The organism is Thermosipho africanus Ob7, assembly GCF_003351105.1.
Classification (GTDB): domain Bacteria; phylum Thermotogota; class Thermotogae; order Thermotogales; family Fervidobacteriaceae; genus Thermosipho; species Thermosipho africanus.
In genome coordinates this window covers 76,365-101,794 of record NZ_NKRG01000007.1, presented here as the reverse complement: position 1 = coordinate 101,794, position 25,430 = coordinate 76,365, and the positions used below count along the sequence as shown (strand labels likewise).

General features: G+C 30.3%; 21 protein-coding genes. 15 read left to right on the top strand and 6 right to left on the bottom strand.

Features of this window, described 5'->3' with window-relative positions:
* Positions 1-144 precede the first annotated feature (144 nt).
* From OB7_RS08160 to OB7_RS08130, 7 genes are all read left to right on the top strand, one after another.
* Positions 145-1,026, top strand: a complete 882-nt coding sequence (locus OB7_RS08160) for an MraY family glycosyltransferase (RefSeq protein ID WP_004100524.1) — start codon at positions 145-147, stop codon at positions 1,024-1,026.
* Entirely contained in the window at positions 1,023-1,559 is a 537-nt protein-coding gene (locus OB7_RS08155; protein WP_114703010.1) for a VanZ family protein, read from the top strand. The genes OB7_RS08160 and OB7_RS08155 overlap by 4 nt, the downstream gene beginning before the upstream one ends.
* A gap of 67 nt (positions 1,560-1,626) precedes the next feature.
* Positions 1,627-2,496 carry a bifunctional riboflavin kinase/FAD synthetase gene (locus tag OB7_RS08150; RefSeq protein WP_114703009.1) on the top strand — a complete coding sequence of 290 codons (870 nt, stop codon included), beginning with the start codon at positions 1,627-1,629 and terminating at the stop codon, positions 2,494-2,496.
* On the top strand, positions 2,486-3,097 hold the full coding sequence (gene nth / locus OB7_RS08145) for an endonuclease III (protein WP_004100519.1): 612 nt from the start codon (positions 2,486-2,488) through the stop codon (positions 3,095-3,097). The genes OB7_RS08150 and nth overlap by 11 nt, the downstream gene beginning before the upstream one ends.
* Entirely contained in the window at positions 3,094-4,236 is a 1,143-nt protein-coding gene (locus OB7_RS08140) for a DegT/DnrJ/EryC1/StrS family aminotransferase (protein ID WP_114703008.1), read from the top strand. Before nth ends, OB7_RS08140 begins: the two co-directional genes overlap by 4 nt.
* Before the next feature lies 1 nt (position 4,237).
* Positions 4,238-4,432, top strand: coding sequence for a hypothetical protein (locus tag OB7_RS08135; protein WP_004100515.1), 195 nt, complete (start codon positions 4,238-4,240; stop codon positions 4,430-4,432).
* A gap of 40 nt (positions 4,433-4,472) precedes the next feature.
* The gene (locus tag OB7_RS08130; RefSeq protein WP_004100513.1) at positions 4,473-5,813 is read left to right on the top strand and encodes an NCS2 family permease; all 1,341 of its coding nucleotides are present in this window, start codon (positions 4,473-4,475) and stop codon (positions 5,811-5,813) included.
* A gap of 67 nt (positions 5,814-5,880) precedes the next feature.
* Here the strand turns inward: OB7_RS08130 and OB7_RS08125 are convergent, their stop codons facing one another.
* Together OB7_RS08125 and OB7_RS08120 are read right to left on the bottom strand one after the other, a co-directional pair.
* Positions 5,881-6,693 carry a DUF4382 domain-containing protein gene (locus OB7_RS08125; protein ID WP_114703007.1) on the bottom strand — a complete coding sequence of 271 codons (813 nt, stop codon included), beginning with the start codon at positions 6,691-6,693 and terminating at the stop codon, positions 5,881-5,883.
* 129 nt (positions 6,694-6,822) lie between these two features.
* Complete coding sequence (locus OB7_RS08120) at positions 6,823-10,062, bottom strand: O-antigen ligase family protein (RefSeq protein WP_114703006.1); 3,240 nt, start codon at positions 10,060-10,062, stop codon at positions 6,823-6,825.
* Positions 10,063-10,149: 87 nt separating this feature from the next.
* On the opposite strand from OB7_RS08120, the gene OB7_RS08115 reads away from it, so the two are divergent.
* The 6 genes from OB7_RS08115 (at position 10,150) to OB7_RS08090 (ending at position 18,239) form a co-directional block, all read left to right on the top strand.
* Entirely contained in the window at positions 10,150-11,400 is a 1,251-nt protein-coding gene (locus tag OB7_RS08115; protein ID WP_114703005.1) for a hypothetical protein, read from the top strand.
* Positions 11,394-13,193, top strand: coding sequence for a hypothetical protein (locus OB7_RS08110; RefSeq protein WP_114703004.1), 1,800 nt, complete (start codon positions 11,394-11,396; stop codon positions 13,191-13,193). The genes OB7_RS08115 and OB7_RS08110 overlap by 7 nt, the downstream gene beginning before the upstream one ends.
* A 51-nt stretch (positions 13,194-13,244) precedes the next feature.
* Complete coding sequence (locus OB7_RS08105) at positions 13,245-14,435, top strand: CsgG/HfaB family protein (RefSeq protein WP_012579830.1); 1,191 nt, start codon at positions 13,245-13,247, stop codon at positions 14,433-14,435.
* Positions 14,436-14,449: 14 nt separating this feature from the next.
* Entirely contained in the window at positions 14,450-16,498 is a 2,049-nt protein-coding gene (locus OB7_RS08100; protein WP_114703003.1) for an LPP20 family lipoprotein, read from the top strand.
* A gap of 176 nt (positions 16,499-16,674) precedes the next feature.
* Positions 16,675-17,163 carry a hypothetical protein gene (locus OB7_RS08095; RefSeq protein WP_114703002.1) on the top strand — a complete coding sequence of 163 codons (489 nt, stop codon included), beginning with the start codon at positions 16,675-16,677 and terminating at the stop codon, positions 17,161-17,163.
* A gap of 23 nt (positions 17,164-17,186) precedes the next feature.
* A complete protein-coding gene (locus tag OB7_RS08090; RefSeq protein WP_114703001.1) occupies positions 17,187-18,239 on the top strand; it encodes a vWA domain-containing protein in 1,053 nt (350 codons plus the stop codon).
* Positions 18,240-18,323: 84 nt separating this feature from the next.
* On the opposite strand, the gene OB7_RS08085 is transcribed toward OB7_RS08090, so the two are convergent.
* Genes OB7_RS08085 through OB7_RS08070 form a run of 4 tightly spaced genes read right to left on the bottom strand, consistent with a single transcriptional unit; the run spans position 18,324 to position 22,736 of the window.
* The gene (locus OB7_RS08085; RefSeq protein WP_114703000.1) at positions 18,324-19,706 is read right to left on the bottom strand and encodes an amidase family protein; all 1,383 of its coding nucleotides are present in this window, start codon (positions 19,704-19,706) and stop codon (positions 18,324-18,326) included.
* A gap of 4 nt (positions 19,707-19,710) precedes the next feature.
* A complete protein-coding gene (locus tag OB7_RS08080; protein ID WP_004100476.1) occupies positions 19,711-20,550 on the bottom strand; it encodes a carbohydrate ABC transporter permease in 840 nt (279 codons plus the stop codon).
* Between the two features lie 14 nt (positions 20,551-20,564).
* Complete coding sequence (locus OB7_RS08075) at positions 20,565-21,446, bottom strand: carbohydrate ABC transporter permease (protein WP_004100474.1); 882 nt, start codon at positions 21,444-21,446, stop codon at positions 20,565-20,567.
* Positions 21,447-21,491: 45 nt separating this feature from the next.
* Positions 21,492-22,736 carry an ABC transporter substrate-binding protein gene (locus OB7_RS08070; RefSeq protein WP_114702999.1) on the bottom strand — a complete coding sequence of 415 codons (1,245 nt, stop codon included), beginning with the start codon at positions 22,734-22,736 and terminating at the stop codon, positions 21,492-21,494.
* A gap of 340 nt (positions 22,737-23,076) precedes the next feature.
* Here OB7_RS08070 and OB7_RS08065 point away from each other — a divergent pair, with 340 nt between their 5' ends.
* Positions 23,077-24,291 carry a glycosyltransferase gene (locus OB7_RS08065; RefSeq protein ID WP_114702998.1) on the top strand — a complete coding sequence of 405 codons (1,215 nt, stop codon included), beginning with the start codon at positions 23,077-23,079 and terminating at the stop codon, positions 24,289-24,291.
* Complete coding sequence (locus OB7_RS08060) at positions 24,288-25,412, top strand: ROK family transcriptional regulator (RefSeq protein WP_114702997.1); 1,125 nt, start codon at positions 24,288-24,290, stop codon at positions 25,410-25,412. Before OB7_RS08065 ends, OB7_RS08060 begins: the two co-directional genes overlap by 4 nt.
* The last annotated feature ends 18 nt before the right edge of the window (positions 25,413-25,430 follow it).

Genomic DNA, 25,430 nt, shown 5'->3' with positions numbered 1-25,430 from the left:
AGTTCACCATCGCTTTCAAATGCTATCAGATACGATTTACTTGAAGGAAAACATGTAGAAAAAGCTTCAGAAAAGTTGGAAATTTTCAACCAAATTTTAAAGAATACAGAAAAATTAGAAAAAAACGAAGTATAGGAGGAAAAAATGCTCTGGTCTTTTATTCTTTCGTTTTTATTATCACTTATATCACTTCCTATAATAAGAAAAATATCTATTAAGTATAACATTCCATATTTTGGTGGATTATCTATTATTTTTTCACTATTACTTTGTACACCGTTTAATATTTTTCAAAAATTTTATATTATTATATTTGGATTTTTAGGTATTTACCTTGACTTTAAAACAATAAATTATTTGATAAAGCTTTCTATAGAAGCATTATTAGGGTACCTTGCAGTAAGTCAATATTTATCAAATCCCGTTGATTTAATAATAGCTATTTTATTCTTTATATTCATAATTAACTCAATACAAAATAAAGAGGAAAAAAGAAATCCTCTTTCTATTGTATTTTTAATCTCCTCACTTTTTTTAGTTTTAACTATCTCAGTTCCATTCAATAAATACTTTCTACTTTCCATTTCTGGCTCTTTAATCGCTTATGTAATTTATAATTTCTCAACAAGAAAAATTTTCCTGGGAAACACAGGAAAATACGCTATTGGAAGTATTTTTGGAATTTCAGTAATTTCTTCCCTTTCAAAGGGATATGTATACTTTTTTGCTTCTATCATAGTTCTTTTACCATATTTATTAGATACAGCTGCGGGTATATTTAGAAAAATAATCTACAAAAAGCATTCGATAGAAAATGACAAAAATAATATTTTTAATAAAGTGTTTGAAAAGGTAAAAGATAGGAGAAAAGCTGTATTTGTTTTTCTAATAATATATTTGTTCTTTTCACTAAATGGATTTTATTTTCTTTTTAATCCATATATTTCTTTATTTATCTCTGTCTTATTTTCAATCTTTATAATTTTCAAATTAGAACTTTTTAAATATGACGGTGATAATAAATGAAGAAAAAAGCAATCTTTATTTTCATAATAATCATACTTTGGATCTTACTAATATTTTATTTTTCCTCACGTAATCCTCTTTATTCATCGCAACAATCATCTTTTGTCACAAAGATATTAAGAAAAATAGATCAGATAATAGACTTTTCAGATACCACATTGTTTAAAAAGGTGGAAATACTTATAAAGAAATTATGGTTCAAAACCCAATACGTTCCTGCGGAAATGTTAGTAAGAAAAACCGCACATTTTGGCCTATATTTTATACTAGGTTTTATCAGCTTTTTTGGTTTTCATCTGCTTATTAAAAATATTTTTTCGATCCTACTTGCTATAACCTTTCCAAATCTTATAGCAGTTTTAGATGAATATACCCAGCAGTATTACAATCGTGGTTCCTCATTAAACGATGTAATTATTGACCTATCAGGCATTACATTTGGTGTTGCTTTCGCAGTTATTGTATACTATACTTTCAAATTAATAAGGAAAATTTTTAAGAAAAAAGGAAATTCTGAAAATTTACAAAACTAAAGAAAGTGTAATAATTATTATATTATCGTGTAAAATGAGAATGGTATAATCAATTTGAGGTGGTTATATGCGCATAGTAACGGTGGGTGTATTTGATGGAGTACATAAAGGCCATCAAGAAATTCTAAACTCTCTAAAAAATCTTTCAAAGAAATATAATGCATCTCCTGAAATATATACAATAGTTTTTCCAATGGAATATTATACAGGAAATTTCGATGGTCTCTTAATTTCACTTGAAGATAGAATTACCCTACTTGAAATGTACGGCAACGTTTATACATTAAATCTTCACGAGATTAAAGATCTTTCACCTTACGATTTTTTTGATTTTATTTCAAAAGGCACCAAAGCAATAGTAGTTGGTCAAGACTTTAGATTTGGAAAAAATGCTGCAGGAGATATAAAGTTACTTGAAAATCTTTCAAAGGAAAAAAATATTAATCTTAAGGTGATCGATGATCTAATAATAGATGGTAAGAGAGTAAGTAGTACTTTAATAAGAAAGCTATTGAAAGAAGGCAACATTCAAAAGGTAAATTACCTTCTTGGAAGAAATTACCCTATTTATGGAAAAGTATACAAAGACAAACAACTTGGACGCAAATTAGGCTTTCCAACAGCAAATATTAGAAGATCCAAAGAGTTAATTACTCCAAAATTTGGAGTTTATCTATGTAAAGTTTATACACCAAAATTACATTTTGGATTAATGAATATCGGACTAAGGCCAACTGTTGAAAAAACAAAAAGCGTTAAATACGAAGTTTACATTCTTGATTTTAACGAAGACTTATACGGCAAAGAAATTAGAGTTGAACTCCTTGAATATTTGAGGGAAGAAACAACATTTGATAGTATCGATGCTTTAATTGAGCAAATGAAAAATGACGAAAAGGTTGCAAGAAAGTTATTGGAGGAAAAATATGGAAATTGAAAAAGTTGCAAAGTTAATAATTGAGAATTTTCCAAGGGATCATAAAGAAAAAGATCCCTTTAAAGTTTTAATAACAACAGTTCTAAGTCAAAGAAGCAAAGATGAAAATACCGAAATTGCCGCTGAAAATCTTTTTAATAAATATAAAACACCGCTTGAACTTTCAAAAGCAAAAGAAGAAGATATATATGAATTAATAAAACCAGCAGGTTTATACAGGCAAAAAGCAAAAAGAATCATAGAAATTTCAAAAATAATAGTTGAAAAATACTCTGGAATAGTACCAGATAGTTTAGAAGAACTCTTAAAACTCCCAGGTGTTGGTAGAAAAACAGCAAATATAGTTTTATACGTTTCTTTTTCAAAACCAGCATTAGCAGTTGACACTCACGTTCATAGGATTTCAAACAGACTTGGGTGGGTAAATACAAAAACTCCAGAAGAAACTGAATTCAAACTCATGGAAATACTTCCTAAAAATCTTTGGGGGCCTATCAATGGTTCTATGGTGGAATTTGGAAAAAAAGTATGTAAACCTGTATCTCCAAATTGTAAAATATGCCCAATTTCAAAATACTGCAAGTGGGAGGGGAAAAGATGATACCTTTATTTGATATTACAAGACAATATTCAAAAATCAAATCAGAAATAATCGAAGCAATTGATAATGTTCTTTCAAATGGAAGGGTAATTCTAGGACAAGAAGTTGAAAGATTAGAACAAAATATTGCAAATTTTATTGGTGTTAAATTTGGAATAGGTGTTGCAAATGGAAGCGATGCACTTGTTATTGCATTAAAAGCAATGGGAATTAAAAAAGGTGATAAAGTAATAACAACTCCATATACATTTTTTGCTACAGCTTCGGCAATTGTTAGAAATGGTGGTATCCCTATATTTGTAGATGTTGACAGTGAAACCTATAACATTGATCTAAATCAGGTTGAAGAGATACTAAAAAAGGAAAAGGTATTTGGTATAATCCCTGTTCATCTTTTTGGACAGACTGTTGATCTTGAAGGGCTATATTATTTAAAAGAAAAGTATGGCATAAAAATTCTTGAGGATTGTGCTCAATCAATAGGCTCAGAAGGGATTTTAAATGGTCAAGTCAAAAAAAGCGGAAGCATTGGAGATGCTGCTATTTTTTCATTCTTTCCAACTAAAAATTTAGGGGCATATGGCGACGGGGGAATGATCGTAACAGACGATGAAAAAATATATGAAAAGGCAAAAATGCTTAGAGTACATGGTGCAAAAAAGAAATATTTTCATGAAGAAATAGGTTTTAATTCAAGATTAGATGAAATTCAGGCTGCAATTTTAAATGTTAAATTTAAATATCTAAATTCATGGACTGAAAATAGAATTAAAATTGCCAAAAAATACAAAGAAGAATTTGAAAAACACAAATTAGAAGTAATATATCCGAAAATTCTTAATAAACCATACAAATACCACGTATTCCACCAATATGTAGTAAAATTCAAAAGTAATAAAATAAGAGAAAAGGTTAGAGAATATCTATCGGAAAACAAAGTAGGAACGAGCCTTTATTATCCGGTTCCGCTTCATCTTCAAAAGTGTTTCGCTTATTTAGGATATAAAGAAGGAAATCTCCCTGTTTCAGAAGAACTTTCCAAAACAACTCTTGCTCTACCAATATTCCCAGAATTAGAAGAAAAAGAAATTGAAATAATTGTTCAAAAAATAAAAGAGGCTATAGAGGAGGTAGAATAAAATGGAAAACAACACACTCGAAGAATTAGTCAGGAGATATTTAAAGGTAAAAGAAACAATAAAGGAATTAAACAGAGAGAAAAAGGAATTAGAAGAAATGATCGTAGAATTTGTAGAGCATATGGATATAGATAACATTATAGTGGATGGGGTTATGGTAGAATTTGCTAGAAAAACAAAAATCCAAATAAAATAAAGCTTTTTCTATCTTTATTTCTCAAGGGGGAGGAGAGAGTATGGAAAAGTTCTTTAAGCTGAAAGAAAGTGGCAGTTCTGTCAGGACCGAGATTATTGCAGGTATTACTACATTTTTAACTATGGCTTACATCATATTCGTAAACCCAAACATCTTGATCAACGTTATTCCCGGTGCAACTCCTGATAGTCCTCTTTACGCACAGTTTTTTGGTGCATTCATGGTTGCAACTATATTAGGTGCCGCAACTGCAACTTTAATTATGGGACTTTGGGCAAATTATCCATTTGCACTTGCACCTGGAATGGGGCTTAACGCATATTTTGCTTTCACTGTTTGTGGAAAACTAGGAATTGATTGGAGAGTTGCACTTGCCGCAGTATTTGTAGAAGGTATATTGTTCATTTTACTTGCAGTTAGCGGCGTTAGAGGATTTGTAGTTAAAGCAATACCAAATTCAATTAAACTTGCAACAAGTGCTGGTATAGGACTTTTCATAGCATTTATAGGACTCAAAAGTGCTGGTATAGTAGTTGCTGATGGTGTAACTTACGTAACACTTGGTGACTTAACTTCTCCAACTGCTTTAGTAACAATAATCGGATTTTTCATTATCGCTATTTTGTTTGCACTTAGAGTTCCTGGTTCAATTTTAATAGGTATTCTAGCATCAACATTTATAGGGATGATACCTGCTTTTAATGTAACAAACTTTCAAGGTGTAGTAGGAAAAATACCAGATATCTCTCCTACATTTTTCAAATTGTTTGAAAAATTCTCATGGGCCGATCTTGCAAGTGGAACATTCTGGATAGTCGTATTTACTTTCTTCTTTGTTGACTTTTTCGATACTCTTGGAACATTAACAGGACTTGCCGAAAGTGCAGGATTTATTAAAAATGGTGAATTTCCAAGGGCTAACAGAGCTTATCTTTCTGACGCGGTTGGAACAACTGTAGGTGCATTATTTGGAACTTCTACAGTTACTACATATATCGAAAGTAGTACAGGTATAGCAGAAGGAGGAAGAACTGGACTCACTGCAGTAGTTGTTGCAATTTTAATGCTTTTAATGCTGTTTTTTGCACCTCTTGGAATGAGCATTCCAGCTGCAGCTACCGCACCCGCTCTTATATTTGTTGGAGCGTTAATGCTTAAAGGTCTCAAAGGTGTTAACTGGGATGATATAACAGAAGCACTACCTGCCTTCATAACAATGATAATAATGCCTCTTACATATTCAATTGCAAATGGTATAGCACTCGGTTTAATTGTCTATCCAATCGTAAAAACATTCAGCGGTAAAACAAAAGATGTTCACTGGCTCAATTGGATTCTTGCATTCTTGTTTGTACTATACTTAATTTATTTAAGAGGATAAATATATCAATAGCAAAATAAAAAGCAGCCGCACATGCGGCTGCTTTTGTTGTAATTTTTGATACTAATTATTTGACATTTATGGTTCTGAACACATCTTCTCCACTTACAGTTACAATTTCAGAAGCATCTTCAGTAAGCGACAACAAATCCAAATCTCCAGTTTCGTCTGGTAATTCTACATTCTTATACACTTTTATTAGATATTCACCATCTTTCCACTTTCCAAGATTAAATTCTCCATACTTGTTAGTCATCGTAATTCTTAATACAGTTGATTCATCAGTAGGCATTAAAGCTACTATAGACAATTTTAAAGGATTTCCGAATTCAAGAACTTCACCATTTATAAAATACAACTTTCCTCTTCTAAATGTTGGTTTTAACACTGGATTTAAAATATATACATTTGATGATCCTTTCTGATGTAGAGAACGTGCTAAATCAAAATCAAGTACTAATTCCCCACCACTTAGAATGTTTAATGCAGATTTAATTACTTTAACATCTTTATTTTTAACTTCTACAGGGTATTCTTCTCCTCCAACTGTTACAGTAGCTTCTTCAATTGTTAGTCTTAACTGAGTTAATGACGCATTTTCAGGAAGTTCAATATTAAACCATGAAACTTCTGTTCCAGCAAGACTTAATATATCTATAGTAGTTGCAACATTAGTAGGTGTTGCCCATTGCCCTTCCTCATCACCTACTGAGTAATGATATGTAAAGGAAGAAATATCAACTGTTAATTTATCAATATCTGAAACTGGTCTATCTGTTAAAAGCAACGAAACCGTTGTAGTCTTTTCAAATAAGTTTAAACAACCAAAAAATGCAAATAAAATAATAAATAAACTTGAAATAACTAATACTTTTCTCATAATTCACACCTCCCTTTTAGGTATTAATTCATTTCAAATAATATTTTACCAAATTTTATTCATTTTTTTATTATATTCTGATAAAAAAACTCCGAAGCTATCTAGCTTCGGAGTCTTAATTTTTGCTTTTTATTCTTTAACTATATTTTCAAGATATTCAATAATCTCTTCTTTCGTATTCAGTGGTGTAGCTTCAAACAATGTATTTGACCAATCTAAAATTACTGCTTCCCACATATTATCAGTCATTTCTTTATAATTATTTAGTAATTGTTTTGCATTATATTTTAGATCATTTTCAACTAATTTGTAATGTGCAATAAACCTTGCATAACTTTCATACACCATTGCATAACTAGGTGGGTTATTTATCATTACTTCAATTTTTCCCTTAATACTAATTATTGAATCCGTATTTAAGCCCAATTTTTGAAGTTCTGATAAAAATTCATTTAAATACTTTACGCAAATTGAAGGCCAAATAGTATCTTTTGCCGTATCATACCAGCTTATGTAATTCTTTCCTATCAACGTTTTCATATACGTTGCCTCAAGTGATAGATAGTTATAGTTCAAAAATCCTTCTTTTATTTTATCAACTGTATCTTTAAACTTATTTACTATTACCTTTATTGCTTGTGGATGAACATTTTTAGACAAAAGCACATCTTCTATCTGCATGCTGTAAGATTCCTTTAAACTTTCCACTTGATTTTCAAAACTTTTAACATATTTTGCAACATCTTTTCTTGCTATTTCATACGATTCCTTATAATCATTCTTTATTTTCTCAAGCGTATATATAGATTCTTGAAATCGTCCATTTTTGTAATACTCAAATGCAGTTGCATGGATAAAATCTATAACACCATTTGGAACACCCCAAATGCCTTTTAAAGACATATATTTTGCTGCTTTTATTTCCATCTTTGAAAGCCAATCTAAAAATTCAACTACTGATGGAATTGTAGGTGGTTGCAATTTAAATACCATGCCTGCAAAAAATCTGTATATGTCTTGACCTCTTGATGCTTTTGAAATATTAGGATTTTTCCAATCTGGGAATCTATTCCAGCCACCCGGCATATTAACTATCGTTTTTTTGGAATAATTAACATATCCATCAAAAGTTTTTATAACTAGTTCTTTAACATATTCATAATATTCTGAATCTTTTGGTAGATATGAAAGTAATTCCTTAAAGAGATTGTGTAAACTATGGTACCTCATAGCAATTGCTTTGTAGGTATTTCTTTCATTAAATGCAAGAAGTGATGTTTCATATATACCAATAGAATCTATTAATGCTTGAGTTGTAGCAAAATCAAATTTATCCAAGATTTCCATGTGCTGTTTAATATATGGAGTAAGTTTTGAAAGCCATTTGTACTTATATTGCTCTGCAATTATCTTTTGATAATCATCGTATTCTTGATTAAATATCTTCTCGTAACTAGTCTTTATATTGTTTTTCATCTCTTGCACTCTAAAATCTTGAACACAAAGAGTTGCAAGATAAAAATATGATTTTCCATATGTATGTTCTACACTTACACTTTTCAACAACTCCTCTTTTGCAGTATCATAATATTGTTTTGCCATTTTTGGAAGTTTTACTTTTTGCTCTTTTAATTGTTGAATCTGTGAAAGTATCTGACTTCTTACATTATTTATTGCTGCTATTCTTTGGTTTTCAATTTCAATTTCATTGTATGGCAAATTCTTGCTTTCATACTCTTTTTTCTTAAGCTCTTTCCAAACTTCAGGTTTTAATTGTGAAAATTCTCCACTGTAATTTCTCAAATCATCAAGCCTACCTTCAAGTTGGCTGATATATGCATCAATTTTAGGATACTCCTCCATTATTTTTGCATATGTAAGGTATGCTGTATTACCATTTTTAAAATTGACTTCAGAAATAAATCTGTTCCATCTTAAATAAGTTGTTGTATAAACTAACAAAACAACAAGTACTGCAACAACGACAGCTGAGATACCCTTTATTTGCTTATATTCTTTTTTAGTAAAGTATGGGCCAATAGCAACACTTGCAAAGAAAGTGGCCGCAAGAGCATTCGGTAAAAGATGCCCTGGAAAACTAAAGAAACTTTGAATTGCAAATCCAACTATAGATATTGAAAGCGATAAAAATAGTAGTAAATCATCCCTGTCCTCTATTTTCTTTGGTATAGTAAAAAAGTAATAAGCTAGGATAATTAAAAGGGCTATTAATAATGAAAAACCAACTATCCCAGTTTCACCTAACACTTGAAAATAATCATTGTGGGCTCTTTTAAAGTTATTCCATCCATAATAAAGTTCTGGGTGTTTTTCAAGATATTCTCCCATTTTTGATATTGATAAAAGTTGATATGTTGCTATCCCACTTCCAAAAATTTTGTGATCTTCCCAAAGTTCTAGAGATGTAAACCACGACAAGAATCTTTCATCTTTACTTGAAACTAAGCTCATAGCAGAAAATCTGCTTGTCATACTTACTTTACCACCATTTGTTAAAGGATTATCAGTATTAAAAACAATCACTATAATAATAGAAATGACAATTAAACTTACAAATAGATATCTTGTAATAGCCCTTATCTTCTTCGGAATTTCTTCATTAACCTTTTTGCCTTTTCTCCATATCAAGTACATTATGATATAAAGTGATGTCATTATTATAATTGCTAGATACTCGGACCTTGTCTGAGAGACTATGACTGCAACAAATCCTATTGCAAATGAAACAAATGCAAAAATTTTCAACAAAGCTACCTGCCAGAATCCTTTAAAAGAAATTTCATTCGAGAGAATAAAATACAAAGCAATTGGAAGAAGCATATCAATGTAATTTGCGGTAAATATAACATTACCAACTGTTGATTTTATAGCTGCCCTTGAAAATGCTTCCCCAACATTACCTAAAAACATAGAATATCCGCCATAAAAATTTAAAAGTGCATCAATTGAAATGACAAAGCCGGTAATCATAAATGTTAGCAAAAACATGTGAATTCTCTTTTTTTCTTTATACTCACTGCTTATAAAAATTGCAAGTAACGCATTAAAAACAACATACAATGCTATATCAATAGATCTTCTAAAATAAAATGGATTATCTCTTAAAACGTTAAATGATGAAATCACAGAAGATATAGAAAATAAAAACCATACAATATGTGCAGGTGTAATATAAAAATTTATCTTTTTTTCTTTAATCCATTTAAATGCAAGATAAGTAAACATTATTGACATAAAAAGTGTCAATATTGCATACTTTGGAACACTGAATTCATATGTGTATTTTGGACTTGCAAACAATGCTACTAACACTATCGCTATTTGAAACAATATGTCCTTGAATAACAAAGATACCCCTCCCTTTATCATTTTAATTTTCATATCAAATTATATCACTAATTTGATATAATTTCATTAATACAAGGAGGTGGATTAATGAAAAAGTTAATTTTAATATTTCTTGGAGTTGGTCTTACACTATTTTCTAATGTTCCAATCGTTAAAATAAATATTACAGCTCCAAGTTATATAGAAATTATTAATGCAACTATTTATGATTCCATAATAGAAAGTGGGAAATTCAAACTTTATTTGCAAGAAGAACTTGAAAAATTGTATAAAGAACTCAGGCTACAAGATTTATTATCAAACAAAAATCTTATATTAAAAGAAAGCAAACAACCAATCATAAATTTTGATGTTGTAATAAAAAATTTGCAAATAAAAGAAGAAAAAATAAAAAAAGACTATATTGTAAACAATGAATCTGGAGATTATATACGAGTAGGTGAAAAATACATTAAAGTTCAAAAAGGGATCTACTACTCATATGATGCAAATACCTCAAGATATATTCCTTCAAAAGAGGGGTATTACATAAAAGGATACGATGGAATTTTCTATACCTTCAATAATTTTTATACAAAGTTTTCACATGAAGAAATAGTATATAAAGTTAGTGGGAAAGTATATTACAATCTTTTTGGATATGCAAACGATTCTTTTAGCTTTTCAAAAGAAATTAAAAAAAGATGGTATAAATGGGATGAAACAATTTTAAAGCCCATGAAAAAAGAAAATAGTCAAATAGAAATTTTGAAGTATATTGCATCAGTAATAAAATCAAACATACTTGAAAATATTAAAAATGCTTATAAATTAGAAGGACTAATTTACGACTTAAAAAAAGACAGAGTAATATTGAACATAGGCAAAAAAGATGGGGTACTACCTGGAACAGTATTTACAATAGCAGAAAATAAAGGCCAAATAGTTATAAAAAATGTTGAAAATAATTATTCAGAAGCAGAATTTTATTACCTAAAAAAACATTCAAAAATAGAAATTGGAGATCAAGTAGTTGAAGATAGTAAAAAAATATTCATTCCTATATCACTTGGAATATACTACACAAGTAATGGATTGAAAATTTCTTTAGGTCTAAGACAAAGAGATGTTTACAATGATAAAAAGGCATTTTTAGTTGTAGATTACTTGACAAATACTCAAAATTACATATTTACACTTGGATATAACATATTCGATTTTTATGAACTAAAAACTTATCTTTCACTATCAAGCAACTATTCAATAGGAGGTATGATAAAGTACGATTTATTTGATCTAATGTTTAATTATTCATTACAAAACAAGACATTTAATTTCGGTGGTGGTTTTTCATGGTAAAAAAACTAATAATCTTAATTTTAATATTTTCAATCTCACTATTTTCAAAAGTTATAATTATTAACGAAAGTGGATTCAACCTCAACATAGATAGTAATTTATTCGACAAAAGTAACGATTTTGTTGTAATAAATATCTTTTCAGTTGAAAAAGAATTGATACAAAGCAAAAAAGTAGAATTTTATCCTGATAGATACGGAAATTACATATATTACAATGGAGACTATTATTACACCAGCAACCGTCAAAGATATTCATATAACCCCAAAAACGATAGATTCATAGTAGATAATAAATATGGGCAATACGTATATGCAAGTCATTTCTACTGGGCTAGGAACGAAAAGCAAAAATATATAAAAAGTAGCTTTTATAAAAAGTACGAAAAAACAATAAAAGAAGAATATTACTATATATCAGGTTATGTAGTAGAGATAAGCTACGAAAATCTATTTTTAAAATCATTTACTCCTTTTGTTTTCAAAGTAAGATCATTAAGTGATATAAACCAACAACTAATGAATTTAAACAAAAACCTAAACAAATTCTATCCAGATAAGATAGATATTGTTGTACATTTCGACGAAAAAATTCCTGAAAAGCTCAAAGCCTTTTTATTAGCAAACCTTCAAGAAGACAATAGATACAATATATACGATAGAAAATATCTATATTACATATTTGAAGAACTAAGACTGAGAGATCTTATAGGTAACCAAATAGAGCTAAAATTTAGAGTTCCCGAATACATAATTTCCGTCAAAAATATTAGCAACTACCAGGAAAATACAACGCAAGATGAAGTATTATTTTTTAGAAACGATATGAATGGACAATACTTGTCAAATGGATACAAGGTAGAAGTTGGTAAATATTATTCTTTCGACGGTAAAAATTACATACCGGACAGAGAAAATGGAAATTATGTAAAGATATTAAACTTTATATGGAAAAAGGAAAGATATACTACATTTTCCAATTTTTACGATGTTATCTCTGTTGATAATTTAAAATATACAAATATATATTATTCAATACTTTTGAACGTTATAGAAACAAAAACAGCAAGAGTAATTTTTTCTAAATATCTAGAAAAAAGTTTGCACTTTCCTGAAATAAGAATACTCGACAGATTTAAAAGTTATGAAACAGAAAGCAAAATAGACAGCTTACTTAACTTATACAAAAGTTTCTCTTCTGACATTAAAAATCTTCTAAAAAAAGCTTTTCCACTTTCTTCAATGGTAAAAAAAGTAGAAAAATTAAACGTTGAACTCTACGATGGAGAAAACATTGGTATAAAACGAGGACAAGTATTTAGGATTTCTGATGACCACTGGACTGAAGGATATTTAAAAATTACTAATGTTTTTGGCACAAGCTCAAGTGGGGATATTTTCTACCTCCTCGATGAAAAAATTGAAAAGTTTTCTCTTGCTTCTGAAGCATTTGAATATCCCTTAAGAGTTGGAATCAGCACAATGATAGGTTTATCAAATTTTGAAGAATATTACCTACTTTTTAATATTAGAAACCTTGATATTAAAGGAAACGACAATTTTTCAGTTGGATTTGGAATTTTCAGTGACTATTATACATTTGAAAATTCAAAAAGAATTTGGATTTTTGATGCCATTTTACGTTTATATTTTAAAGAAGAATCATTTGAATTTTTGCCAGCTTTAAGAATAAATACTGCAAAAAAATATTCTTTGTTTTCAAATGAAATTTTTGGATTTTTCCTAGATATTTCTCAAAAAGGATTTTCATCAGGTATTGTATTTGGATTTTAATATTTTTTTTAAAAATTAATTTATGCTATAATATCTCTTGGGGGTGAGAAAATGAAAAAGTTGGCAATATTTTTAATTTTCGTTAGTTTACTTTCGTCATTATTTGCAATCACAGTATCAGAAAAAATTGGAATAGTAATACTTCCTGCAAAAATTGGAAATGGTTGGAATATGGATGAAGCAGATTTTCTCATATCAATACTAGAGCAAAAAGCCTTAGAACTTGGAAGATTTAGGGTATTCTCCCGTAATGATTTAGATATGATAGTCAAAGAAAGAAACCTTGGAGATCTAGGAATTGTTGAGCAAACATTTGAAGCTGGAAAGATCTTGGGCGCAAGATATGCAATTTTGTTAACACTCACCGAACTTACATCAAATTATGAAAAAAACGGCTATACTGCAAGTTTAAGACTTTCTTTAAAATTGTACGATCTTAAAACCGGAGAACTCCTTGCTTCAACACCATTTGCAAAAGAAACTTATACAGAAGAAGAGACTCCGCAAAAAGCCATTAATTCCATACTTATGTCTACTGCTGAAGATATGTGGCTATCATTAAGAGAATATTTTAAATTAGAAGCATATGTTTCAAAAATTGAAGGAAACAAAATTTACCTTGCAGGACTTGATCCCAAAATTGCAAAAAATGGATTTATATTCAAATTAGAAACCTCAACTGGAGAAATTGGTTACGCTGAAGTAATAGGAATTGACAGGAATAATAATCTTGTAATTGCAAAATTTAAATATGGAGCAATGCCTTCAGTCTATGACCCTGCAATAGAATATCCTGTATCTTCAATGTTTGGTGGAATAAGTGCAGGATTATACGCAGGAAAAATTGCACTTGGATTTGTGGGATGGCAAAATAATTTATACGTTGAAAGTGGTATTGTTCTTTCCTCTTTTGCAGGTTATATACCAGGCTATGTAACATTGGGAGGAAATTTTGATCTAATTGAAGTTGGGCAACTTACAGAAACAATTTATGGGGGCTTACAAATCTTAGCTATATATGATACAGAAACTACTAGTGAAAATTCATTTTTACCTATATTTGGTATAAATCTTGGTACAAGAATTAAATATGAATTTGAACCTAAATCTGGAATTTTTGTTTCTGTTGGCGCATCTGCTCTATTCCCAGATAGTTTCAGTCAAAGCATTTATGATATATTATTTGGAATGGATACAACTTCATTCTTGCAAATTGGAGCAGGATACTTTATGTCATTCTGATTAGGGGTGAACAAATGAAGAAAATACTTATTGTATTTATCTCTGTCTTACTATTTTTCCTATTTTCATGCGATAATAACTCTACAAGTAGTGAATCAAAAACACCAGCAAACAATGTTGTTATTCCATACGGCTTCATTGGAGCAGTAGGAGAAGGATATGGAAAAACCGATGTTGAATCAGAAGAAATTGCAAAAAAAGATGCTCTAAGGAAAATAGCAGAGCAAATTTATGTGGAAATAAAAAGCGATTCTACTCTCAAAGAAAACCTTACACAAATTATTGAAAATAAACAAGTAAAAGAAAAAGCTGAAACAAAGCTTGAAAATATAGTTAACACAACAACTGATATAGAAATAGTTGGTGTTGATTTTACTTTGATCGATAAAAGATTAATAAATGGCCAGTACTATACAAAAGTATTAGGACTTCTTGACAAAGAAACTGCGTTATTTGCATATAGAACATACTTTGCCATAAAGATAGGACAATCATTACTTGAAGGAAAGATGATATATTCAGCTCAAAAAATTGTTTCTGAATATGAAAAACTCATTTCAGAAAATAAAGATAAACTTCCTGCTAATATGGTTTCGGAGCTTATTTCAACTGTTTCTAAAATAAAAAAAAGCTGGAATGATATAATTGCACTTTACAATGATTTAGAAAACAAAGAAATCAAGACAGTAGAAAATGCATTAAAGTTACTTGAAGCAATTGATAAATTAAATTCTCAATGCATTGATTTTCCACAAGATAAAATAGAACCTTTAAAGGAAAAGGCTAAAACATTTGTCAAAGATATAAAAATTACTTTAAATGGTCCAAAATCAGTTTCAGTAGGTCAAAGAATAGATATCTTTGTAGAGCTGTCTCCAAAAATAAATGGAAATTATACATTTAACGTAAAAGCTAAAAACGCAGAATTTCCTGAGTTTATAACAATAAAAGACGGAAAAGGCACTTTAAGTGGAATAGTAAAAGATAAAGATATTTTAGTAGAGGTATCACTTGGAAATCTCATTTTTGAAAGATACTCACCAGGTACCAGCGAAGGCGCTGGCGTTTCTTCACAAAAAGTAGGAGAGATAATTAGAATCTCATCACAAGGTGTAGCACCCCAACGAAATGCGGCAATTGAAGAAGCGCTAACAATGGCTGTAAAAAAAGCAATTGGAATTGTATTTTCTCAAGATGTTAATTTATTACTTTCTATTCCAGTTGATAAAGATTTAGTTAATGCACTTTTTGGAGTCTTAAAATATGAAATTGTAAATGAAAAATACGAAAATGGAACATACAATATTGTTATCAATGTAAGTTTCAACAGAGATGAATTTAAAGATTTAGTTACCAAGATAATCAGTCAAAAACCAGTTGGATATGCAGTTATAGTTGTAAATAATGATCAATATGGATATATCGAACCAATTTTTGAAAATAAACTCTTAGAATCTAGCATAAACTTAGTATCAAAAGAATATTCAAGAAAACTTGCACAATACTCAGATCCAAATATTCTCTCAAAACTTGCAATCCTTAGTGCTGCAAAATATGTAATAAATATTAAAGTAAATTATGGTGAAGCGTATTCTAGCGAATACAAAATATGGTCAATGAGACTATTCTTAAATGTTCAAATAATAAATACCTTAACGGGACAAATAGTAAAAAGTGAAAACTTTGAAGATGTTGCAGCAGGTGCTACAAAAGAAGCCGCTTTATCAAAAGTCCTAAATTCTGAAAAATTTTCTGATTTTATAAACAAGTTAATTGAGGAGCTAAAAAAGCCTTACTCATCTGCAGAAAAATCTAATGTAGTAAGAAAAGTAAATCTAAAATTTTATTTTGAAAAATCAACATACATATTAATTATGAAAGATTATTTATCAGAAAAATTTGGAAAAGTAGAATTAATCGAAAAAGAGGAAAATTTTGGAATATTATCACTAAATACAAATTTAACAAACGAAGAAATTATAAGTATAGTAACCTCATTTAGAAATTTAAATATTAAAGTTCTAAAAGCATCCCCCAACCAAATAGAATTCAAAATTAATTAAAAATTATTCCCACCTTACCAATAAAGTAAGGTAAGGTGGGGGTTCATCAAATGCCTCCACATTAATCCTTCAACCCAAGTGTTCTCCCGAACTTGAAAAAATTGTTTTTTAATTTTTTATCTATTTTTACCATTATATAATTAATTTTATTTATCAATTTAAAGGAGGTGAGTAGTATGAAAAAGCTTTTGTTTATTGTTTTAGTTATTAGTTTAGCAGTTTCAGTTTTTCCATTCTTTTTAGGAGTAAGTGGTGGAAAAGAGCTAGGTGGTAAAAATAGATACATTCTAGGTGCAGAATTAGGAACTTACCAAAATTTACTTGGGCTTTCAGTAAACGTATTTTATCCGCTCGCGGGTTCAGAAATCGATACATTTGAAAATGTTAATCTTTCAGAAATTCAATTAATCGAGATTGATCCATATTTATTACTTGTTTTGAACTTGCTTGGCACAAAAATCTATGCTGGAGCAGCACCTATATTGATTGCAAATGTTCAAAGTGGTGAAATAGGTCTTTACTCTCAAGAAGTGTTCCATGCAAAAGTAGGAATAAAATCTGGAACTGGCATTGCATTTTCTTTAGAGGCTATAACTACATTTAACACGCAATTTTTAAGCACTGGAATATACACAGTAAACTTTGGAATAGGACTTTCATTTTAAAAATTTAGAAGGAGGTGAGTAAAATGAAAAAATCTTTGTTAATAATATCTATTTCTGTATCACTTTTGATAATTTTATTTAGTTGTACAAATATTCCAACACTTCCACAAATTATACCTGCTGATCCAGAGGGGGTAACCAAACCTGATCCAAGCTTGTATAATGATTTACAAGTGTATATTTCCAGCGATAAAACACCATTTTTGGTTCCAATTTCAATTCCCGACTATGTAAGAGTTAAAATTAGTGTTCCTGAAATATCGAATTTAACTGAAGAAAATTTGAAAGTTTTTGAAGATGGTAAAGCACAAGGATTTTTAGTTTTTAAAGAATCAGAAACACGAAGTAATATAGATATAATGATTGTACTGGATACAACTGGTAGTATGGGTTCTGCTATAGAAGGAGTAAAAAGTAGCATAAAAAACTTTATTGATACATTGGAAGCTAGTGGCCTTGATGTTAGAGTTGGAATAGTACCATACGATGATGCAGCCCCTGCAAAAGACTTAACTATTACAAAACCATGGCAAGATTTAACTGATCTAAATACTGCAAAAAATTTTGTAGATGAACTATATGCATATGGTGGGGCAGATTTTCCTGAAAATCCATATGCTGGAATAATGTATGCATGGAATAATGCCTCTTGGAGACCTTCTTCACAAAAAATTATTATATTAATTACTGACGCTTCAGCTCACTATAAATCTGAGGAATATCCGGGAGATGCAGCAGGTGAGACATTATATGATAAAGATGAAGTAATCTCAGCAATTCAAGGATACGTTACCGTTCATGGGGCATTTGTACCTGGTTGGTATAGTGACTCAACAACAGACTATACATCTCCAGATGATCCTAGAGAAATAGTTCAAAAAACAGGTGGTATAATAAAATATACTGATTATTCCGGAAATGTTGATTTAACAACTCTTGGAATATTAGAATATGTTCAATCAAGTTGGATAATTGCATTTGAAAGTGACTCACCAAGTGCAACTCACACCATCGAAGTTTTCATTGAAAAGGATGCAAGAAAAGGATACGGTATATTAGAAGACATTTCTTATTAAATAAAGTTATTTATATATAACAAAAAGGAATGGCTTTTGCCATTCCTTTTTTACTAATTCATCTAAAAGGGCTATTTTTAAAATCTAATCTATATCTGGAAGTTTTCTTTCTGAAAAACTTCTTTCAAATAGTAAAGCAATGGAAAATAACTTACTTTCTTCGAATGCCCGTGCTGAAAAAGTAAGGCCAAAAGGTCCTTTCTCAGTAAAGCCTGCTGGAACAACAATTGACGGATACTGTGCTTTTGCTGTAATGTGTGCACCATAATTTGCTGGGAACAACAGAGCATCAAGAACATTTTCATTAAATAATCTATCTATCTCACCTTTTGCATACTTTCTATCATTTAAAAGATATTCTATGTATCTTCCATCTTTAATATCAGTTGCATCTGAATTAAGCAAGATATTCTGCCCATAGGGTATTGCATCTCTATTTTCAAAATTATACTTTATAATATCACTCAACGTTTTAACCTTTAAATTTTTATCTTTTAGATAATTATTAATCCCCAATTTAAACTCATAATATAAAACTTCTATGTTATTTATTTTGTTAAGATTTTTAAATTCTACTTTTTTAACCTTCCCACCCAATTTTTCAATCTTTTTTAAATTTTCCAAAAATATATCCACTAACTCCTTATTCATCCATTCAAATATTTGATCTGTATAACCAAATTTCATACCATATAAATCATGAATAATTTCTATTTTACTATCAAAAGAAAAATTTTTAATAAAGTATGTTGCAGGATCTTTATGGTCATATCCAAAAATCACCTTAAACAATTCAAAAGCATCTTCTACCGTTCTTGTTATTGGTCCTGCAGTATCCTGTGTGAATGAAATTGGTATAATACCTGTCCTGCTTACTGTACCTACAGTTGGCTTTAAACCAACGCAAGAATTCATACTAGAAGGCGAAAGAATAGAACCCGAAGTTTCAGTTCCTATCGAAAGAAGTGCTAAATCTGCAGCAATTGCAACTGCTGAGCCAGAACTTGAACCACCAGTGTCAAAATCTCCATAAGGATTTCTAGTCTGTCCTCCCAATCTACTATATCCATTTGGCATTTTAAAAGATACAAAATTTGCAAATTCTGTCAAATTTGCCTTACCTATGATTACACAGCCGGCTTCTCTTAACTTTTTAACTATAAAAGCATCGGAACTTGCAAAATTTCCTTCCAAAGCTTTAGCACCTGCTGTAGTTTGCATTTTATCATTAGTATCAATATTTCCCTTAATAATAACAGGGATTCCATGTAAATTACTCCTTTTTTTACCGTTTCTTCGCTCTCTATCTAAAGCTCTTGCAATAAAAAGTGCATCAGGATTAATTTCAAGAATTGCGTTCAAATTAATTTTTGAAATACGTTCAAGATAAAACTCAACCAGTCTTTCAGAAGTTAATTTACCTTCATCGTAAAAATCATTAAATTTCTTAACAGTTAAATTTTTCAAAATATCACCCTTTCACAGAACCAGCTGAAAGACCGGCAATAATCCTTTTTTGGAAAATCAAAACCAGAATAACCAACGGAGTAGTTACAATTACAGCAGCAGCCATTATTTGACCCCAAGGAATCTCATATTGTGAGGCTCCCTTAAAAAGTGCAATCGCTACAGGAACAGTGTACTTTTCAGGGCGCTGCATAAACGTTAGAGCAAATAAAAATTCATTCCATGCTGAAATAAAGGTCAACAATCCAGTTGCAACAAGTCCAGGAGCCGCCATAGGAAGAACTATTGACCATAGTGTTCTTAATCTTGAACATCCATCAATAGCTGCTGATTCTTCAACTTCTTTTGGTAATTCTCTAAAGAAATTTTGCAAAATCCATGTTGTTAAAGGCAAAGTAATAGCTATATACGGTAGTATCAAACCAGGATATGTATTTATTAAATGCATTTTTCTCAAAAGAACAAACAGTGAACCTAATATGGAAACCTGAGGGAACATGCTAACAGCTAATATCAAAGACATTACTATTACTTTACCCTTAAATCTTAACCTTGCAATGGCGTATGCTGCAAGAGAACCTATCAAAAGTGAGGCAAGCGTTGTGACACCTGCAACAATTACGCTATTTAAAATATTAATATGAAAAGGTCTTTCAGTAAATACTTTAATATAGTTTTCAAAAGTTATTCTTTTAGGAAACAAAGAAGGATAAACTTCAAACAAATCCTTATCTGGCTTTAAAGATGATATTATTGCCCAATAAAAAGGAAAAATACACCATATCAAAATGATAGCAACCAAGAAATACAATATAAATCTATAAATTATCTTTTTTGCCTGCATTTTCTTCACACTCCTTAATCAAACTGGAGCTTTAATGATTTAATATAAATAATTGCAAAAATTGAGATTAATAGAAAAATTATAACTGACAATGAAGAACCGTACCCAAATGAAGCACTTGTAAATGCTCTATCCATTAACAATACTCTATTGTAAACCGACAAAGTTTCTGTACCTACACTTCCACGAGTCATAACATAGACAACATCAAAAACCCTTAACGCATCCAATGTTCTAAAAATTAAAGCAACAGCTATGGTAGGAGCCAGCTGTGGCAATGTAATTTTAAAAAATCTTTGAATCATATTGGCCCCATCAATTTTTGCTGCTTCATACAACTGCTCTGGGATCAATTGCAAACCAGCCAATATTAAAAGAGCCATAAAAGGTGTTGTTTTCCAAACATCTACTTGTATAATAGCCCAAAGTGCTAAATTTGGTCTTCCAAGAATTGGAGTTCCAGGCTCTATTATATGAAGTGCTTCATAAAACCTGGACATAATCCCAAATTGATCATTAAACATCCATCTCCACATCTGAGAAGATATTGCTGTTGGAATTGCCCAAGGAATAAGCATAGCAGCCCTTACAGCCCCACGAAATTTAAAATCCTGATTAACTATCAAGGCAATCATTAAACCCAAAATTGTTTCTAGTGCAACTGAAACGAGAGTAAAAATTATTGTAGTTTTTAGTGCATCCCAAAATCTATAATCATTGAAAAGCCTTATATAATTACCAAATCCAACAAATTGTCTAGGAAATCTTGGGTTTAGACTAAATGAATAAAAACTATCATAGAACGTTTTAAAAAGTGGAAAAAATGCAATCACTGAGATGACTAATATAGCCGGCAAAATCATCCAAAAAGCAATTAATGGCTCCTTCCTCTGCATATACTCACCTCTTTATAAATTGTGGGGGGAAAGTCCCCCACAAATTTATTTTCCAAGCAACATTTTTAGCTCTTTTTCTAGTCTTGAAATTGCTTGCTCAGGTGTTAATTCCCTTGTTAATGCAGCATGTACATATCTTTGGATAGCATCGGAAACTTCTGCATAACTTGCTGTTCTTGGTCTTGGAAGTGCATTAATAAATACATCAAACAATTCAACCATAAATGGATTAGCTTCTTTCAATTCTGGTTTGTTATAAACTTCTTTTCTTGTTGGATTTTGACCTGCATTTACTGCCTTATAAAGTTGTTGCTCTGAACTTGTTAAGAACTTTATAAGTTTTTTAGCAGCTTCTTTTTCTTTTGGAGAAGAATATACATTTATTCCAAGATTCCATCCACCCAATGTTGCTGCATGTTTTCCATCTGGGCCAGGTCCCTTTGGAAGCGGAGCAATTCCAACCTTACCTTTAATTGGTGAATCATCACTATTAGCAAGTGACCATGCATATGGCCAGTTTCTCATAAATACTGCATTTCCTGTTTGGAATATTCTTCTTGCATCTTCTTCCATATACGTTGTAACACCTTCAGGTGAAATTCTATACTTGTAAATTAAATCAACCATGAATTTTAATGCGTCAATAGCTTTTGGGTTATTAATAATTACATTACCATTTTCATCCAAAACATCTGTTCCAAATGACCAGACATATTCCATAAAATCACAAACAAGCCCCTCATATCTTGCACCTTGCCAGACAAATCCTTCAATACCTTCTGCCTTGGAAATCTTTTGCGCCATTTCTACAAGTTCATCCCATGTTTGAGGTGGATGATCATATCCATACTTTTCTAATAAATCCTTTCTGTAATACAAAAGTCCTGCATCAGTAAACCAAGGCACCGCAACAATTTTTCCATCAACGGTAACAGATTTTACAGTTCCTGGCAAAAACTTATCAAGTTCAAAATAATTATAGTCATCTGTTAGGTCTTCTAAAAATGGAGCAAATTCTGGAGGCCAAATTACATCCAGCATTAAAACATCTGGATCACTTTCACCAGCTGCCAAATAAGTAACGTACAAATCATGCCTTTCTGTAGAAGAATCAGGCATTGGAATTACCGTAACAACAATGTCAGGATTTTGCTTCATAAATTCTTTTAATTGTGCATACAAAACTTCTAGTTCCTTTCCCACACCTCCAGAAGTCATAGTAATAGTGGTAATTGAAAATGATAAAGCAAAAACTAAAAGCAAAGAAAATAAAACAAACAGCCTTTTCATACTTCCACCTCCTTATTAGAAATAAATCATAAATATTTTTTCGATTTTCGAATTTATAATATCACATCGCATACATCTTTCTAAACCATTAATAAAACAAAATATTTTCAAATAATATCAAATAATCGCCTCTAATTTTAATTATTTTACCAAAACGAAAAATGAAAAAGTTTACATTTTAATCAATACATTTTATTCAAAAGTAAGCAAAATATCTTTTTATTCTCGATATAACTTTACTAACTGAAATTTTCTACCTATTTTCTGTGATTAGTCATTTTTGTATTTTTTTGGACTGTGATATAATTTTTTCGAAATTCGAATTAAAGGAGGAGAAAACATGAGAGTAGAACTGCCTGTAAGAAAAATTAGCGACTACAATACAGTGGCAAAAGAAGAGGTTGAAGAGTTGATAGAACTTTCAAAAGAATTAAAGGGTCTTAAAGTTGTCCACGTAAACGCCACTTCATATGGAGGCGGAGTTGCAGAGTTACTCTATACTTTAGCCCCATTAATGAATGATCTAGGTTTAAATACATCTTGGGAAGTTTTAGAAGCACCAAATGAATTTTTTAATGTTACAAAAAAACTTCATAATGCTTTTCAAGGAGCCGATATTGATATCTCAGATAATGAATTTGAACTCTTTGAAAAGGTTAATAAAGATAATGCAAAAAAGTTAAATTTGGATGCCGACGCTGTTATAATTCATGATCCTCAACCATTTTTTATACCTTTATTTAAAGATGGAAAGTATATATGGAGATGTCATATTGATACTTCAAATCCAAATTTTAATGTTTGGAATAGAATTACTTACAAAGCAGCAGATAAATACTCAAAAGCTTTATTTCACTTAAATGAATATGTTCAAGAGCCATTTAAACAAATAGCTATTGAATTTCCTCCAAGTATAGATCCATTAAGTGATAAAAACAAGCAACTTCCAAAAAAAGTAATTGAAGAAATTGCTTTAAAGTATAATATTGACCTAAATAGACCTATTGTTACAGTGGTTGCAAGGTTTGATCCATGGAAAGATTTAAAAAGTGCTATTGATGTATATAGGATTTTAAAAGAAAAAGTTGACATACAATTACTCATCGTTTCAGCCATGGCTAAAGATGATCCCGAAGGATGGATATTATTTGAAGATATATTAAGATACGCTGGCACTGATCCTGATATTCACTTTCTAACTGATCTAAAGGGTGTTGGACATATAGAAGTTAATGCTTTTCAAACTATATCAACAGTTGGATTGCACACTGCAACAAAAGAAGGGTTTGGGCTTGTAATATCTGAAATGCTCTGGAAACAAAATCCTGTGGTAGCAAGACCAGTAGGCGGTGTGAAAGTACAAGTAGTAGATGGGTTTAATGGTTTTTTAAGAAATGATATAAAAGAACTTGCTGATGCAATATATGAATTAATAACAAATGAAAGCCTAAGGAAACAATTAGGCAGAAACGCTAGAAAAGTAGTTAAAGAGAAATTTTTAACTACTTCACATCTAAAAAGGTATTTAAAAGTTATAAAGGAGGTTATCAGTTGAAATTAAATAATTCAAAAAAAATACTGTTAAACCTACTCTTTAAAAACGAAGCCTACAGAAATCAACTGCAAAAATCTTTAAAAGTTACTCCTTCCACCCTTTCGTATATATCGGACAATTTAAAAAAGAAAGGGTATATTACTGTATTAAAAAGCGAAAGTGAAACTGTAGGAAGACCTAAACATATAATCAAGATGGACAAGAATTTTTGGAAAAGTATTGGAATTAGAATTGGTAGAGAAAGTGTAAATTTGACTGTTTTTAATGGATACTTTGAAGAAGAAGAAGAGAAAATATCTATAAAGTTAACAAAAAATGATATTGGAAATGAAAACATATCAAGAATTCTAGAGAAAATTATCAAAAAAGTATCATCTTTAGATAAAATAAAAGCTATAGGAATTGCTCTTTCAGGAAATATAGATAAAGACAAAGCAAACTCTAAGATCTTAAAACTTGAAAACTTTAATCCACACTATATAATTAAAAAATTACTTCCTAATGCCACTGTAAGTCTACTTAATGATGTCGAAGCAATCGCAACTGAAGAATTTGTAAAACATGGAGGAAAGAAAATTCTGGTAATAAATTATGGAACTGGTATAGGGGCATGCTTTTATGAATCACATGGAATATACGAAAAAAGTGAAAGAAAAATAATAGAACTTGGGCATTTCTATGCAGGAACAAATGAAAAGTGCTACTGTGGAGCAACTGGCTGCCTTGAAACCATAGCTTCAGATTATGCAAATCTTAAAAGATATAAATTTCCGAACTTAAAAATCGAAGATTTTATCTTAAATGAAGAGTTATACAATAATGACTTAGACGAACTTAGAAACTTGCACAAGACATACGAAAAAAAGGCCCAAGAAATTTACAATGAATCCTTCAAATACCTTGCTATTTTTCTTACTAATATTTTTAAACTTTTCAACCCTGAAAAAATAATTCTTTCTGGTGAAGGTGTAACAAAATGGTTTTCAAATGAGCTCGAAAGAAAAATTCATTCCATTTCTACTTTTTCAGTATCTTTAACGTACAGAGGGCTTAAAAACAACATAGAATTTGGTGCAGCGGTAGATGCTCTGAGAGAATATATCTTAAAATCTAATCTTTAAAAAAATAGGGGGAAATTA

Excerpts from the sequence above, each read along its gene's own strand:
- OB7_RS08105 (WP_012579830.1), top strand. The coding sequence starts at position 13,245 with ATGAAAAAGTTGGCAATATTTTTAATTTTCGTTAGTTTACTTTCGTCA.
- OB7_RS08080 (WP_004100476.1), bottom strand. The coding sequence starts at position 20,550 with ATGCAGGCAAAAAAGATAATTTATAGATTTATATTGTATTTCTTGGTT.
- OB7_RS08100 (WP_114703003.1), top strand. The coding sequence starts at position 14,450 with ATGAAGAAAATACTTATTGTATTTATCTCTGTCTTACTATTTTTCCTA.
- OB7_RS08130 (WP_004100513.1), top strand. The coding sequence starts at position 4,473 with ATGGAAAAGTTCTTTAAGCTGAAAGAAAGTGGCAGTTCTGTCAGGACC.
- OB7_RS08075 (WP_004100474.1), bottom strand. The coding sequence starts at position 21,446 with ATGCAGAGGAAGGAGCCATTAATTGCTTTTTGGATGATTTTGCCGGCT.
- OB7_RS08155 (WP_114703010.1), top strand. The coding sequence starts at position 1,023 with ATGAAGAAAAAAGCAATCTTTATTTTCATAATAATCATACTTTGGATC.
- OB7_RS08070 (WP_114702999.1), bottom strand. The coding sequence starts at position 22,736 with ATGAAAAGGCTGTTTGTTTTATTTTCTTTGCTTTTAGTTTTTGCTTTA.
- OB7_RS08140 (WP_114703008.1), top strand. The coding sequence starts at position 3,094 with ATGATACCTTTATTTGATATTACAAGACAATATTCAAAAATCAAATCA.
- OB7_RS08095 (WP_114703002.1), top strand. The coding sequence starts at position 16,675 with ATGAAAAAGCTTTTGTTTATTGTTTTAGTTATTAGTTTAGCAGTTTCA.
- OB7_RS08115 (WP_114703005.1), top strand. The coding sequence starts at position 10,150 with ATGAAAAAGTTAATTTTAATATTTCTTGGAGTTGGTCTTACACTATTT.
- OB7_RS08110 (WP_114703004.1), top strand. The coding sequence starts at position 11,394 with ATGGTAAAAAAACTAATAATCTTAATTTTAATATTTTCAATCTCACTA.
- nth (WP_004100519.1), top strand. The coding sequence starts at position 2,486 with ATGGAAATTGAAAAAGTTGCAAAGTTAATAATTGAGAATTTTCCAAGG.
- OB7_RS08065 (WP_114702998.1), top strand. The coding sequence starts at position 23,077 with ATGAGAGTAGAACTGCCTGTAAGAAAAATTAGCGACTACAATACAGTG.
- OB7_RS08160 (WP_004100524.1), top strand. The coding sequence starts at position 145 with ATGCTCTGGTCTTTTATTCTTTCGTTTTTATTATCACTTATATCACTT.
- OB7_RS08135 (WP_004100515.1), top strand. The coding sequence starts at position 4,238 with ATGGAAAACAACACACTCGAAGAATTAGTCAGGAGATATTTAAAGGTA.
- OB7_RS08090 (WP_114703001.1), top strand. The coding sequence starts at position 17,187 with ATGAAAAAATCTTTGTTAATAATATCTATTTCTGTATCACTTTTGATA.
- OB7_RS08150 (WP_114703009.1), top strand. The coding sequence starts at position 1,627 with ATGCGCATAGTAACGGTGGGTGTATTTGATGGAGTACATAAAGGCCAT.
- OB7_RS08125 (WP_114703007.1), bottom strand. The coding sequence starts at position 6,693 with ATGAGAAAAGTATTAGTTATTTCAAGTTTATTTATTATTTTATTTGCA.